The organism is Rhodanobacter sp. G1, from assembly GCF_055397855.1.
On the sequence record NZ_AP039674.1, the window covers coordinates 1,073,112 to 1,086,208 of the forward strand.

At 68.5% G+C, this 13,097-nt stretch carries 12 protein-coding genes and 1 tRNA gene; 9 read left to right on the forward strand and 4 right to left on the reverse strand.

What is annotated here, in order from left to right; translation table 11 throughout:
- The first annotated feature begins 97 nt into the window (after positions 1-97).
- From rpmI to ACZ5Z2_RS04780, 7 genes are all read left to right on the forward strand, one after another.
- Positions 98-295 carry a 50S ribosomal protein L35 gene (gene rpmI / locus ACZ5Z2_RS04750; RefSeq protein ID WP_019467379.1) on the forward strand — a complete coding sequence of 66 codons (198 nt, stop codon included), beginning with the start codon at positions 98-100 and terminating at the stop codon, positions 293-295.
- A 17-nt stretch (positions 296-312) separates the two neighbouring features.
- The gene (rplT, locus tag ACZ5Z2_RS04755; protein ID WP_077481450.1) at positions 313-672 is read left to right on the forward strand and encodes a 50S ribosomal protein L20; all 360 of its coding nucleotides are present in this window, start codon (positions 313-315) and stop codon (positions 670-672) included.
- 246 nt (positions 673-918) lie between these two features.
- A complete protein-coding gene (gene pheS, locus ACZ5Z2_RS04760) occupies positions 919-1,914 on the forward strand; it encodes a phenylalanine--tRNA ligase subunit alpha (protein ID WP_464760812.1) in 996 nt (331 codons plus the stop codon).
- Positions 1,915-2,011: 97 nt separating this feature from the next.
- Positions 2,012-4,402 (forward strand): phenylalanine--tRNA ligase subunit beta, encoded by a 2,391-nt coding sequence (gene pheT / locus ACZ5Z2_RS04765; protein WP_464760813.1) that lies wholly within the window; start codon positions 2,012-2,014, stop codon positions 4,400-4,402.
- Between the two features lies 1 nt (position 4,403).
- Positions 4,404-4,703 carry an integration host factor subunit alpha gene (ihfA, locus tag ACZ5Z2_RS04770; RefSeq protein WP_426664735.1) on the forward strand — a complete coding sequence of 100 codons (300 nt, stop codon included), beginning with the start codon at positions 4,404-4,406 and terminating at the stop codon, positions 4,701-4,703.
- On the forward strand, positions 4,684-5,040 hold the full coding sequence (locus ACZ5Z2_RS04775; RefSeq protein WP_181301494.1) for a MerR family transcriptional regulator: 357 nt from the start codon (positions 4,684-4,686) through the stop codon (positions 5,038-5,040). The genes ihfA and ACZ5Z2_RS04775 overlap by 20 nt, the downstream gene beginning before the upstream one ends.
- Positions 5,041-5,128: 88 nt before the next feature.
- Positions 5,129-5,205 (forward strand) — tRNA-Pro (locus tag ACZ5Z2_RS04780).
- A 109-nt stretch (positions 5,206-5,314) separates the two neighbouring features.
- On the opposite strand, the gene serA is transcribed toward ACZ5Z2_RS04780, so the two are convergent.
- Positions 5,315-6,547 carry a phosphoglycerate dehydrogenase gene (serA, locus tag ACZ5Z2_RS04785; RefSeq protein WP_464760814.1) on the reverse strand — a complete coding sequence of 411 codons (1,233 nt, stop codon included), beginning with the start codon at positions 6,545-6,547 and terminating at the stop codon, positions 5,315-5,317.
- A 109-nt stretch (positions 6,548-6,656) separates the two neighbouring features.
- On the opposite strand from serA, the gene ACZ5Z2_RS04790 reads away from it, so the two are divergent.
- On the forward strand, positions 6,657-8,045 hold the full coding sequence (locus ACZ5Z2_RS04790; RefSeq protein WP_464760815.1) for an FAD-binding oxidoreductase: 1,389 nt from the start codon (positions 6,657-6,659) through the stop codon (positions 8,043-8,045).
- Here the strand turns inward: ACZ5Z2_RS04790 and bla are convergent, their stop codons facing one another.
- Positions 8,046-9,044, reverse strand: a complete 999-nt coding sequence (gene bla, locus ACZ5Z2_RS04795) for a class A beta-lactamase (RefSeq protein ID WP_464760816.1) — start codon at positions 9,042-9,044, stop codon at positions 8,046-8,048.
- 175 nt (positions 9,045-9,219) lie between these two features.
- Between bla and pip the strand changes: the two genes are divergently transcribed.
- Positions 9,220-10,179 (forward strand): prolyl aminopeptidase, encoded by a 960-nt coding sequence (pip, locus tag ACZ5Z2_RS04800; protein ID WP_464760817.1) that lies wholly within the window; start codon positions 9,220-9,222, stop codon positions 10,177-10,179.
- A 213-nt stretch (positions 10,180-10,392) separates the two neighbouring features.
- On the opposite strand, the gene ACZ5Z2_RS04805 is transcribed toward pip, so the two are convergent.
- Complete coding sequence (locus ACZ5Z2_RS04805; protein WP_464760818.1) at positions 10,393-10,911, reverse strand: DUF2127 domain-containing protein; 519 nt, start codon at positions 10,909-10,911, stop codon at positions 10,393-10,395.
- Positions 10,912-10,919: 8 nt separating this feature from the next.
- Complete coding sequence (locus ACZ5Z2_RS04810) at positions 10,920-13,079, reverse strand: putative bifunctional diguanylate cyclase/phosphodiesterase (RefSeq protein WP_464760819.1); 2,160 nt, start codon at positions 13,077-13,079, stop codon at positions 10,920-10,922.
- Positions 13,080-13,097 lie beyond the last annotated feature (18 nt).

Below are 13,097 nucleotides of genomic sequence, written 5' to 3' on the forward strand. Positions count from 1 at the left end.
GGCAGGATGGAAAGCGCGGCCTTGCGGTCGCCGCCGAATCAGTCAGAAACCGGCTGCTCTCACTTAAGGAGGGCAAGCCCCATCAAGGAGCATTCCCATGCCCAAGATCAAGACCAACCGGGCGGCGGCGAAGCGTTTTCGCAAGACCGCTTCCGGCAAGTTCAAGGCCGGTCACGCCTTCAAGTCGCACATCCTGACCAAGAAGTCGACCAAGCGTAAGCGCAATCTGCGCGCCACCAACCACGTCAAGGCGTGCGACACCAAGGGTGTGGCGCGCATGTTGCCGTATCTCTGAACCGGGAGGACTAGACCATGGCTCGTGTAAAGCGTGGCGTTACCGCCCGTCGTCGTCACAAGAAGATCATCGGCCGCGCGAAGGGCTACTACAACGCCCGCCGCAAGGTTTTCCGCGTTGCTAACCAGGCCGTCATCAAGGCCGGCCAGTACGCGTACATCGGCCGCAAGCAGAAGAAGCGCCAGTTCCGTGCCCTGTGGATCGTGCGCATCAACGCTGCCGCCCGCCAGTTCGGCCTGTCCTACAGCCGCCTCATCAACGGCCTGCTGAAGGCCGGCATCACGGTCGACCGCAAGGTGCTGGCCGACATCGCCGTGCACGACATCAAGGCGTTCGGTGCGATCGCGGAAAAGGCGAAGGCCGCACTGGCCGCTTGATCGTCGCTCACTGACGATATGATGTGAATCAAGCGGGGAGGAGGCCAACGCCTTCTCCCCGTTTTGTTTTGGTAGCGCGCTTTTTGCGTTCGCCTCCTCTCCCCGCCGGGGAGAGGATTGAGGTGAGGGGCCAAGGCTTGCCCCGAACGTCATCGAAGCTCGCTTCGAGCTGGCGTCGACGCAAGAGCACCCCTCACCCCAGCCCTCTCCCCGAAGGGGAGAGGGAGAGAAGCGAGAGTCGCATCGATGGATGATCTGGATAGCCGTGCGGTAGCCGCGCTGGCCGATATCGACAAGGCCAATACGCTAGACGCACTCGAAATCCTGCGCGTCGGCCTGCTCGGCAAGAGCGGCATCGTCACCGCCGCGCTGAAGACGCTGGGCTCGCTACCGCCGGAAGAGAAAAAGTCGCGTGGCGCCGAGGTGAACCGCGTCAAGGAGCGCCTCGCCGACGCGCTGGCCGCGCGCAAGGCCGCGCTGGAGCAGGCCGAGCTGGATCGCCGGCTTGCTTCCGAAACCATCGACATCTCGCTGCCCGGCCGCGACGGCGAGCGCGGCGGCATCCATCCGGTCACCCGTGCGCTGGAGCGCATCGCCGCGATCTTCGCGCGGCTGGGCTACCAGCGCGCAGACGGCCCCGAGATCGAGGACGACTGGCACAACTTCGAGGCGCTGAATTTCCCGCCGCACCATCCGGCGCGCGCAATGCACGACACCTTCTACTTCGGCGACGGCCGCCTGCTGCGCACGCATACCTCGCCGGTGCAGATCCGCTCGATGAAGGGGCGCCAGCCGCCGATCCGCATCATCGCGCCGGGCAAGGTGTACCGCAGCGACTCGGATCAGACGCACTCGCCGATGTTCCACCAGATCGAGGGCCTGCTGGTCGACGAGACCTCCAGCTTCGCCGACCTCAAGGGCACGCTGGCCGAGTTCATCCGCGCGTTCTTCGAGCGCGATTTCGAGATGCGCTTCCGCCCCAGCTACTTCCCCTTCACCGAGCCCTCGGCCGAGGTGGACATCCGCTGGGAGACCAAGGACGGCGAATCGCGCTGGCTGGAAGTGCTGGGTTGCGGCATGGTGCATCCGAACGTGCTGGCGAACTGCGGCATCGACCCGGAACGCTACACCGGCTTTGCTTTCGGCCTGGGCGTGGAGCGCTTCGCGATGCTGCGCTACGGCGTCTCCGACCTGCGTGCGTTCTTCGAGAACGACCTGCGCTTCCTCAAGCAGTTCGCCTAAGGAGCGGGATTCGGGGTTGGGGATCGGGGATTCGCAAGAGCCTCGTTCCCGTTTTCCCGAATCTCCAATCTCCCATCCCGAATCCCGGATCCGACCCATGAAATTCTCCGAGAACTGGCTGCGCCACCACGTGCCGACCAAGGCGTCGCGCGACGAGCTTTCCGCGACGCTGACCGCCATCGGCCTGGAAGTCGAGGACGTCACCGCACTGGGCGATTCGCTGGCCGGCGTGGTCGTGGCGCGCATCGTCAGCGCGCAGAAGCATCCCGAGGCCGACCGCCTGCAGGTGTGCGAGGTGGACACGGGCAGCGGCACCGTGCAGATCGTCTGTGGCGCGCCCAATGCGCGCGCCGGCCTGGTGGCGCCGTTGGCCACGGTCGGTGCGGTGCTGCCGGGCGGCATCGCCATCAAGGCAGCGAAGCTGCGTGGCGTCGAATCGTCCGGCATGCTGTGCTCGGCCAAGGAGCTGGGCATCGATCCGGATGCCTCGGGCCTGCTCGAACTCCCGGCCGACGCCCCGGTAGGCACGCCGCTGGCGGCCTACCTCGGCCTGCCGGACGCCAGCATCGAGATCAAGCTCACGCCCAACCGCGCCGACTGCTTCAGCGTGCGCGGCATCGCGTTCGACGTCGCCGCCGCGCTGGGCGGCGAGGTGCGGCCGCTGGACGCCGCGCCGGTAGCCGCCGGCAGCGACGCCACGATGGAGGTGGTGCTCGACGCCGGCCCGCGCGTGCCGCGCTTCGCCGGTCGGGTGATCGATGGCGTGGACGCCCGCGTAGCGACGCCCATGTGGATGGCCGAACGCCTGCGCCGCAGCGGCCTGCGTCCGATCAGCTTCCTGGTCGACGTCACCCAGTACGTGATGCTGGAGCTGGGCCAGCCGATGCACGCCTTCGACAAGGACAAGCTGGAGGGCGGGATCGTCGTGCGTCCGGCGCGCGCGGGCGAGCCACTGCAGTTGCTCGACGGCCGTAGCGTCGAGCTGGACGGGGATTTCCTCGTCGTCGCCGACGGTCGCGGCGGCAGGGGCGCGCGCGCAGTCGCGCTGGGCGGGATCATGGGCGGTGCCGAGACGCGTGTGACCGACGCCACCCGCAGCGTGTTCCTGGAAGCCGCCCACTGGATTCCCGCGGCGATCATCGGCCGCAGCCGCCGGCTTGGCATGCACACCGACGCCGGGCACCGTTTCGAGCGCGGCGTCGATCCCGAGTTGCCGCCCATCGCCATCGAGTACGCGACCCGGCTGATCCTCGACATTGCCGGCGGCGTGGCCGGCCCCTTGCTCGACGTCACGTTGCCGGGGCAGTTGCAGGCGCCGCAGCCGATCGTGTTGCGGCGCGCGCGGCTGGAGCGTGTGCTCGGCCTGGCGGTGGCCGATGCCGAGGTCGCGCGCATCTTCACCGCGCTGGGCATGCAGGTCGAGCCGCTGGCCGAGGGCTGGCGGGTCACCGCGCCCAGCCGCCGCTTCGACATCGAGCGCGAGGAAGACCTGATCGAAGAGGTCGCGCGCATCTTCGGCTACAACCACATTCCCACCGCCACACCGGCGGGCGCGCTGGCGCTGTCCGCCGAGCCGGAAGCGCGCATCGGCGAACTGGCGTTGCGCGAGCAACTGGCCGCGCGCGGCTATTTCGAGGCGGTCAACCTGTCCTTCGTGTCCGCCGAGCTGCTGGCGCAATGGAGCCTGGCGGGGCAGGGCGTGCCGCTGGCCAATCCGCTGTCGGCCGACCTGGCGGTGATGCGTCCCTCGCTGCTGCCGGGGCTGGTCGAGGCGCTGCGCCACAACCGCGCGCGCCAGCAGGAGCGAGTACGGCTGTTCGAGGTCGCCCGCGTGTTCGCGGCGGGCAACCCGCCCGTGGAAACCCCCAGTCTCGCCATCGTCGCCAGCGGCAACGCCCATGCCGAACAGTGGGGCGAGCCGTCGCGCGCACTGGATTTCTTCGACCTCAAGGGCGACCTGGACGCACTGCTGGCCTGGGGCGGCGAAGCGCACCGCTGGACGATGCATGCCGATGGCCTGCCGGCATGGCTGCATCCTGGCCGTGGCGCGCGGATCGCACGCGATGGCGAGACGGCTGGCTGGCTGGGCGCCCTGCATCCGCGGCTGGCCAAGGCGCTGGATCTGGGGCCGGACGTACACGTGCTGGAGCTGGCGCTGGAGCCGCTGCTGGCCCGCCGCCTGCCCAAGGCGCAGCCGGTCGCCCGTTTCCCCGTCGTGCGCCGCGACATCGCCGTCGAGGTGTCCGAAGAGGTGACTTGGTCACGGATCGAGCAGGTGGTTCGGAGCAGCCTTGGCGAGGCGCTGGTGGAGCTGCGTCTGTTCGACCGCTACAGCGGCAAGGGGGTCGAAGTGGGCCGAAAAAGTCTCGCTATGGGCTTGATTTTGCAGGATGCTTCCCGCACCCTTACCGACGAAGACGCAGACCATTGCGTGCGGCAGGCCATCGCCGCACTGGAGCAAACGTGCAAGGCCAAGTTGCGAGGGTGAGATGGCTCTGACCAAGGCGGATATGGCCGAGCGGCTTTTCCTCGACGTGGGCCTCAACAAGCGGGAAGCCAAGGAATTCGTGGACGCCTGTTTCGAGGTCGTCCGCGAGGCTCTGGAAAGGGGGGAGCAGGTGAAGCTGTCCGGTTTCGGCAACTTCGACCTGCGCGAGAAGAACCAGCGGCCCGGGCGCAACCCGAAGACCGGCGAGGAGATCCCGATCTCCGCACGCCGGGTGGTGACGTTCCGTCCGGGTCAGAAACTCAAGGTGCGAGTCGAGGGCTATGCTGGATCAAGGGAATAACACCGAACTGCCGCCCATCCCGGCCAAGCGCTACTTCACCATCGGTGAGGTGGGCGAGCTGTGCGGTGTGAAGCCGCACGTGCTGCGCTACTGGGAGCAGGAGTTTCCCGCGCTGAACCCCGTGAAGCGCCGCGGCAACCGTCGCTACTACCAGCGCCACGACGTGCTGATGATCCGCCAGATCCGCGCGCTGCTATACGACGAAGGCTTCACCATCACCGGCGCCCGCGCGCGGCTGGAAGGCCCGCAGGCGCGCGTCGAGGCGAGCATGTCGCACCAGATCGTGCACCAGGTGCGCCTGGAGCTGGAAGAAGTTCTCGCCCTGCTGCGCCGCTGAGCGTGTTCCTCTGCTACAATTCGCGCTTTCCGATCGCATGATCGCGAAGCACGAAAGGCGGCCACGTTGCCGCCTTTCAAGTCCAAGTCGGGGCGTAGCGCAGCCTGGTAGCGCATTTGCCTGGGGGGCAAAGGGTCGTCGGTTCGAATCCGGCCGCCCCGACCATCTAGCTTGAAACGACAACGGCGCCCTCAGGGCGCCGTTGTCGTTTCTGCCGCCTGCGTTCCCTGGGCATGGCGGCACCGCGAGGTGTCGCCATGGCTGCGGCTGGTCGTCAGTACAGCACCCGGCTGCGCAGTGTGCCCGGGATCGCCGCGAGCTTGTCCTTCAGCACGTTCGCCTGCGCTTCGTCGGCGGCCACGTCGATCACCACGTAGCCCACTTCCGCGTCGGTCTGCAGGAACTGCGCGTCGATGTTGATGTTGCCGGCGGAGAACAGTTCGTTGATGCGCGACAGCACACCGGGCACGTTCTTGTGGATGTGCAGCAGGCGGCGGCTCCTGGTGTGTTCCGGCAGCGACACCTCGGGGAAGTTCACCGCCGACAGGGTGGAGCCGTTGTCGCTGTAGCGCACCAGCTTGCTGGCGACCTCGATGCCGATGTTGTCCTGCGCCTCCAGCGTGCTGCCGCCGATGTGCGGGGTGAGGATCACGTTGTCCAGGCCGACCAGCGGCGACACGAAGGGGTCGTCGTTGCCCTTGGGCTCCACCGGGAACACGTCCACCGCGGCGCCGGCGAGATGGCCGCTGCGCAGGGCTTCGGCCAGCGCGTCGATCTCCACCACGCTGCCGCGCGAGGCGTTGATCAGCATCGCGCCCTGGCGCATCGCGGCGATTTCCTTCGCGCCGAACATCAGCTTGGTGGCGGGCGTCTCGGGCACGTGCAGGGTCACCACGTCGGAGCGTTGCAGCAGGTCTTCGAGGCTGGCGGCGGCATGGGCGTTGCCCAGCGCCAGCTTGGTTTCCACGTCGTGGAAGATCACCTGCATGCCCATGCTTTCGGCCAGCACACCCACCTGGGTGCCGATGTGGCCGTAGCCGATCACGCCCAGCACCTTGCCGCGCGCCTCGTAGCTGCCGGCGGCGGACTTGCTCCAGCCGCCGCGGTGGCATTGCGCGTTGCGCTGCGGGATGCCGCGCAGCAGCATGATGGCCTCGGCGATCACCAGCTCGGCCACGCTGCGCGTGTTGGAGTAGGGCGCGTTGAACACCGGCACGCCCAGCCGCTCCGCCTCGCCCAGGTCGACCTGGTTGGTGCCGATGCAGAAGCAGCCCGCCGCGATCAGCCGCTTGGCGTGGCGCAGCACCTCGGCGGTGAGCTGGGTGCGCGAGCGCAGGCCCACGATGTGGGCGTCGGCGATGCGTTCCAGCAGCTGCGCTTCGGGCAGCGACTTCAGGTGGTACTCGATGTTGGTATAGCCGGCGCGCTCGAAGGTTTCCACCGCGGTGCGACTCACGCCCTCCAGCAACAGCACCTTGATGTCTTGCCGGGGGAACGAGGTCTTCATGGCGGCTCCAGCGCGAAAGGAACTGCTACTATGCCAGAATTGCGGCGACGCAGCACAGAAGTGTTTGGACGTCCAAACGCCGCGCCAGGCATAACCCGACGGAGACCCCATGAGCGACGCCCTGGACGATCTTGCCCGCCGCCTGCCCGCGTTGCGCCTGCTCTCCGAGCCCGGCGACCTGGAGCACTACGGTCGCGACTGGACGCGCCGCTGGACGCCCGCGCCGTTGGCCATCGCGCTGCCGGCCACGGTGGAGGAGGTGCAGGGCATCGTGCGCTGGGCCAACGAGCGCGGCGTGGCTGTCGTGCCCTCGGGCGGCCGCACCGGGCTTTCCGGCGGCGCGGTGGCGGCCAACGGCGAGCTGGTGCTGAGCCTGGAGCGGATGAACCGCGTGCTGGGCTTCGACGCCGCCGACCGCACGCTCACCGTGCAGCCGGGCATGCCGCTGGAAGCCGTGCATGCGGCGGCGCGCGAGCACGGGCTGGTCTATCCGGTGGATTTCGCCGCGCGCGGTTCCTGCTCCATCGGCGGCAACGTCGCCACCAACGCCGGCGGCATCCGGGTGATCCGCTACGGCAACACCCGCGAGTGGATCGCCGGGCTCAAGGTGGTGGCCGGCAACGGCGAACTGCTCGACCTCAACCGCGCGCTGGTGAAGAACTCCAGCGGCTACGACTTTCGCCAGTTGATGATCGGCTCGGAAGGTACGCTGGGCATCGTGGTGGAAGCCACGCTCAGGCTCACCGACCCGCCGCCGCCCGCGCAGACCATGCTGCTGGCGTTGCCCGACATGGACGCGGTGCTGGCCGTGTTCGGTCTGTTCCGCTCGAAGCTTGCGCTGCAGGCTTTCGAGTTCTTCACCGACATCGCGCTGAAGCACGTGCTGGCGCACGGCGCGCAGCGCGCGCTGGATGGCGAGCATCCGTACTACGTGGTCACCGAGTTCGACGCGCCGGACGAAGCCGCGCAGGAGGCTGCGCTGGCGGTGCTCGGCGAAGGCATGGAGCAGGGCTGGATCGTCGACGGCACGCTCGCGCAGAGCGAGGCCCAGGCCGCCGCGCTGTGGCGGCTGCGCGAGGGCATCACCGAGAGCCTAGCGCCGCACAAGCCGTACAAGAGCGACGTGTCGGTGCGCATCGGCGCGGTGCCGGCCTTCCTGCACGCGATGCAGGCGCTGCTGGCGCGCGAATACCCGCAGATCGAGGTGGTGTGGTTCGGCCACATCGGCGACGGCAACCTGCACATCAACGTGCTCAAGCCCGCCGGTATGGCGGATGCGGATTTCATCGCGCAGTGCGAGCACGTCACCAAGCTGCTGGCCGCCACGCTGAAGGAACACGGTGGCAGCATCTCGGCCGAGCACGGCATCGGCCTGGTCAAGAAGCCCTACCTCGACAGCACGCGCAGCGCGGCGGAAATCGCCTTGATGCGCGGCGTGCGCAAGGTGTTCGACCCGAACGGCATCCTCAATCCGGGCAAGCTGTTCGAAGCGGAGTGATCAGTGCGGCGATGTGTTCGCGACCGCGCGTGCCAGGTCGGCGAACAGCGCCTCACGCTGGGCTTTCGAGGCGGTTGAGGCCGTAAGGAAGGCAGCCACGATCACGCTGCGGCCGTCGGGCCAGGTCAGGATGCCGATGTCGTTGTAGGCAGCGGTGAGCCCATCCAGCGTGTAGGACGTGCCGCATTTGTCCGCGAGCCGCACGCCGTGCGGCAGGCCTTGTCGCAGACGGCTCGGTTGTGTCTGGGCCTGCATCAGCGCGAGCAGGGCGTGCGTCGACGCCGGCGAAAGCAAGGTGCCGCGCTGCAATTGGCGCAGGAAGTCCGCAGCGGCATCCGGCGTGCTGCGGTTGCGCGGGTCGGCCAGATAGGCGCGATAGCCGCGCTGCAGGCGCGACGCCTCCGCTTGCGCCGTCTCGGTTGCCGGCGGCTGCTGGCCGGGGGCGAGTTGCTCGAACACGCCGTCGACGCCGGCCTCGCCCATGTCCACGCGCATGCCGGCGATGCCGTGCGCGCGCAGGAAGGCGGTGACGTCCTGAGGGGGAACGAGCTTCAGCAGCGCATCGACGGCGGTGTTGTCGCTGTCGCTGACAGCCGCCGCGAGCAGCTGGAGCACGGTGAAGCTCATGCGCTCGCCGCGGAAGTGCGCGCCGATCGACGGTACGGCGGAACCGGCGACGATGTCCGCGCGCGTCAGCGTCACCGTCTGTTCCATCGACAGCGGGCCGCTGTCGATGCGCGCGAATACCGCAGCGGCCACGGGCGCCTTGAACACGCTCATCATCGGGTAGGCGCGGCCGGCGTTGACCTGCCATCGCTCGCCGCTCTGCGGGTCGAGCACGGCGATGCCGAGCACGCCGGGCTGTGCGCGCCTGGCCAAGGCTTCGAGCTTGCCTTGCAGCGCCGCGTGGGTAGCCGGAGCAGGGGCCGCCGGCAGCGTCGTCGGCGCGATGAAGGCGAGAGCCAGGGCGAACAGGCTGGTGAGGCGAATGGGGTGCATGCGGGCTCTTGGCAGGAGGATGACGGATGCCCAGTCTTCCATGCGAAAAGGGCGGGACGATGGCATGCGGACGGCTGGGTGGGGTCGCAATCGTGAACGGTCGTGTTAGCCTTTTCGAGCTCCTTGCGATCCGTCGCGATCGCGTGAATCGATCCTCTCCAGACTGGACACGCCCATGACGCAGGAACGTCGCACGCTGTATCCCGAAATCGAACCCTACGACCGCGGCATGCTCAAGGTGTCGGAGCTGCACACGCTGTACTACGAGCAGAGCGGCAACCCGCACGGCAAGCCGGCGGTGTTCCTGCACGGCGGGCCGGGCGGCGGCACTAATCCCAAGTGCCGGCGTTTCTTCGACCCGGCGGTGTACCGCATCGTGCTGTTCGACCAGCGCGGCTGCGGCCAGTCCACGCCGCACGCGGAGCTGCGCGAGAACACCACCTGGGATCTGGTGGCCGACATCGAGCGCGTGCGCGAGCACCTCGGCATCGCCCGCTGGCAGGTGTTCGGCGGCTCGTGGGGCTCCACGCTGGCGCTGGCCTACGCGCAGACGCATCCGGACAAGGTGACGGAGCTGGTGCTGCGCGGCATCTTCATGCTGCGCCGCTGGGAGCTGGAGTGGTTCTACCAGAAGGGCTGCGACGCGCTGTATCCGGATGCATGGGAAACCTACCTCGCGGCGATTCCCGAAGTGGAGCGAGGCGACCTGATGAGCGCCTACCATCGTCGCCTCACCAGCGATGATCCCGCGGTGCGCATCGCCGCGGCGCGGGCGTGGTCGGTGTGGGAGGGTTCCACCAGCTACCTGCACCAGGACGCGGCCAGCATCGGCGCGCACGACGAGGACGAGTTCGCGCTGGCCTTCGCGCGCATCGAATGCCACTACTTCGTCAACGGCGGTTTCTTCGCGCACGACGACCAACTGCTGCGCAACGTGGAGCGCATCCGCAGGATCCCCGCCGTGATCGTGCAGGGCCGCTACGACGTGGTCTGCCCGATGCGCAGCGCCTGGGATCTGCATCGTGCCTGGCCGGAGGCGGAGCTGTGCGTCGTGCCGGACGCCGGCCATTCGGCGTTCGAGCCGGGAAACGTCGATGCGCTGATCGAGGCGACGGATCGTTTCGGCCGCGGTTGAATCCGGTTTTTGGGGAAGCCCTGATTTTGCTCGTCATCCCAGCGCAAGCTCACTACTGTCCGGAATAATTTTGAACATTTGTGGCCGCGGTCTTTCTAGTCATCCCGGCGAAGGCCGGGATCCAGTAGCGGTCATGCTTGCTCAAGCCGCACGGCAACTGGATTCCGGCCTGCGCCGGAATGACGAGCGAGAAGCTGATCGGTCAGACCTTCCCTAGCGTGGCTCGCGCGCGGCCGCCTGGCGTGCCGCGCGCGTCTGCATCGCCACGCGCACCAGGTACACCACGATCGCCACGTTGCCGAGCAGCGCGGCGAGCTTGAGCCAGCCGAAGTGGCGCAGGGCTTCGTAGAGTTCGATGGGAATGAGCGAGGCGGTGGCGATCACGGTGAACCACTCGGCCCAGTACTTGCCCATCAGCAGGCCCACGCCCTCGATGCCGAACAGCACGGCGTAGCCCAGCGCCACCACGCCCACCGCCACGAAGCGGCTGGGGCCGAAATCCTGCAGCGCGCCCACCAGCCGCCAGCGCAGCGCGTTGCTGCCGGTGAGCGGCAGGTGCTCCAGCCAGTGCACCAGTTGCTGGAAGTTCTGCTCGTGGTTGAGGTGGAAGGCGGCGACGGCCACCAGCACGAGGCAGATGGTCTTGACGACTTCGTAGATGGCGATGACGCGCAGGCCGGTACGGTGCTGCGCGGCGGGCGGGGCGATAGCGGTTTCTTCGGTTCGATGCATGAGGGGGGTCAGGGTGCGATGGGCACGCGATCCATGGCGGCTTCATCGCCGCTGGCGGCCTGGCGCTTGCGCAGCCAGTACCGGAACGCTTCCGCGCGCATGGGCTTGCCGATGAAATAGCCCTGCATCAGGTCGCAGCCCAGCGCAGCCAGCATGGCCTGCTGCTCGGCGCTTTCCACGCCCTCGGCGACCGTGGTCATGCCCAGCCGCTTGCCGATGTCCACGATGAAGCCGGCCAGCGGGTTGGTGTTGTCCGGCTGCAGCGCGTGGACGAAGGAGCGGTCGATCTTCAGTTCGTGCAGCGGCAGTTGCTGCAGGCGGGCGAGCGAGGAGTAGCCGGTGCCGAAGTCGTCCAGCGACAGCCGGAAACCGAGGTCGGACAAGCGCTGCAGCGTCTGCCGGGCCGCGTCGAAGTCGTCCAGCAGCACGCTCTCGGTCAGCTCCAGCGTCAGCTCGCCGGGTTCGACGCCGGCCGCGCGCACCTGCGCCGCGATGGCGTCCGCGAACTTCGGCTGGGCGATCTGCCAGGGGCTGACGTTGATCGCCAGGCAGATGCCGTCGGCGAGGCCGGACTGCTTCCATTCCCGCAACTCGCGGCAGGCGGCAGCGACCACCCATTGGCCCAGCGCGTGGATCAGCCCGGTTTCCTCGGCGATGTGGACGAAGCGGTCGGGTGGCAGCATGCCCAGCGTCGGGTTGTGCCAGCGCAGCAGCGCCTCGGCGCCGGCGAGCCGGCCGTGCGCGTCCACCTGCGGCTGGAAATACAGCGCCAGCTCGTCGCGCTGCAGGGCCAGGCGCAGGCCGCGTTCCAGTTCCAGCCGGGTGTCCGCCTCGTCCTGCATGTGCGGCTCGAACAGGCGCGCCGCATGGCGTCCGGCTGCCTTGGCGCGGTGCAGGGCGATGTCGGCGCGGCGTGCGATGTCAGCGGCGCCGCTGCCGGCGTCGGGAAAGGTGGCCACGCCGATGCTGACGCCGATGGCCTGCGCGCGGCGTTCGATCGCCAGTGGCTTGGCCAGGTGCGCCAGCACGTGCTCGGCCATCGCCATGCCGTGCTGCGCGGCGGTGCCGGCATCGGCGGAAGTGGCGGCCAGCAACACCATGAATTCGTCGCCGCCGAGGCGCGCCACCGAGACGGCGTCGGGCACCGCGTCGGCCAGGCGCTCGGCCACGGCCTGCAGCAGCAGGTCGCCGAAGCGGTGGCCCAGCGATTCGTTGACGGTCTTGAAGTGGTCGAGGTCGACCAGCAGCACGCTGCCGTGCAGGCCGTTGTGCTCGGCCTCGGCCAGCAGGCAGCCCAGCGTGTGCTGCGCATGCAGGCGGTTGGGCAGGCCGGTCAGCGCGTCGTGCCAGGCGGCGTGGCGCAGCCCCTGCTCCGCCTGGCTGCGGGTGGCGGCCTCGGTGCGCAGCTGCGCGGTGGTGCGTTCGAGCTGCACGGTATGCACGCGCATCTGCTCGACCAGCGACAGGCTCATCAGCACCACGAAGGAAAGAAAGGCGAACGCGTCGGTGGCCGGATAGGGGCGATCCATCGCGTCGATCACCACCGCGCTCCACATCAGCGCGAGGAACTGCACCAGCAGGCAGGCCAGCAGCATGGCGCCGCGCAGGCGCTGGCGCCGCACTGTGCATTGGCGCGCCGCGCGGTAGAACGTCCACGCGAACACCGCGTAGCAGAACCCGTAGAACACCCTGCCCGATGCCGAGCGCACGCCGTCGATGCCGTGCAGCGATTCGCCCCAGGGCATCTGCATCAGCGCGCTCGTCTGCACCGATGCGAAGAGCACGGTGCCGGGTTCGAGCAGGTTGAGCGCGGACATGGCCAGCGTCACCAGCAACAGCAGCGCGGCCAGCGGCCGCGGCATCGGCTTGCCGGTGTAGCTGGCGACGAAGAACATCAGCGCCGGCAGGGCGAGCAGCACGGCACCGGCGAAGACGCGCAGCGCGAGCATGGCCTGCGCGAGGGTCTGCGCCGAGTAGATGCCCGCGCGGCCGAGCGCCACCGTGGCCACGCACAGGCACAGCGCCGCGAAGGCCAGCGGCGTGCGGTCGCGCTTCTGGCGCCAGCCGATCAGCAGGAATTGCAGGCCGGCGCCCACCGCGACCACGGCGGTGGCGATCAGTGCGGTGACGAAGTATCCGAAGCTGACGGGATTGGGTGCTGCGGGCATGCCCTGCGACTCTGGAAA

Coding starts and splice junctions, on each gene's coding strand:
- ACZ5Z2_RS04775 (WP_181301494.1), top strand. CDS start 4,684: ATGCTGGATCAAGGGAATAACACCGAACTGCCGCCCATCCCGGCCAAG.
- bla (WP_464760816.1), bottom strand. CDS start 9,044: ATGCACCCCATTCGCCTCACCAGCCTGTTCGCCCTGGCTCTCGCCTTC.
- rpmI (WP_019467379.1), top strand. CDS start 98: ATGCCCAAGATCAAGACCAACCGGGCGGCGGCGAAGCGTTTTCGCAAG.
- ACZ5Z2_RS04805 (WP_464760818.1), bottom strand. CDS start 10,911: ATGCATCGAACCGAAGAAACCGCTATCGCCCCGCCCGCCGCGCAGCAC.
- ihfA (WP_426664735.1), top strand. CDS start 4,404: ATGGCTCTGACCAAGGCGGATATGGCCGAGCGGCTTTTCCTCGACGTG.
- pheT (WP_464760813.1), top strand. CDS start 2,012: ATGAAATTCTCCGAGAACTGGCTGCGCCACCACGTGCCGACCAAGGCG.
- pip (WP_464760817.1), top strand. CDS start 9,220: ATGACGCAGGAACGTCGCACGCTGTATCCCGAAATCGAACCCTACGAC.
- rplT (WP_077481450.1), top strand. CDS start 313: ATGGCTCGTGTAAAGCGTGGCGTTACCGCCCGTCGTCGTCACAAGAAG.
- ACZ5Z2_RS04810 (WP_464760819.1), bottom strand. CDS start 13,079: ATGCCCGCAGCACCCAATCCCGTCAGCTTCGGATACTTCGTCACCGCA.
- serA (WP_464760814.1), bottom strand. CDS start 6,547: ATGAAGACCTCGTTCCCCCGGCAAGACATCAAGGTGCTGTTGCTGGAG.
- ACZ5Z2_RS04790 (WP_464760815.1), top strand. CDS start 6,657: ATGAGCGACGCCCTGGACGATCTTGCCCGCCGCCTGCCCGCGTTGCGC.
- pheS (WP_464760812.1), top strand. CDS start 919: ATGGATGATCTGGATAGCCGTGCGGTAGCCGCGCTGGCCGATATCGAC.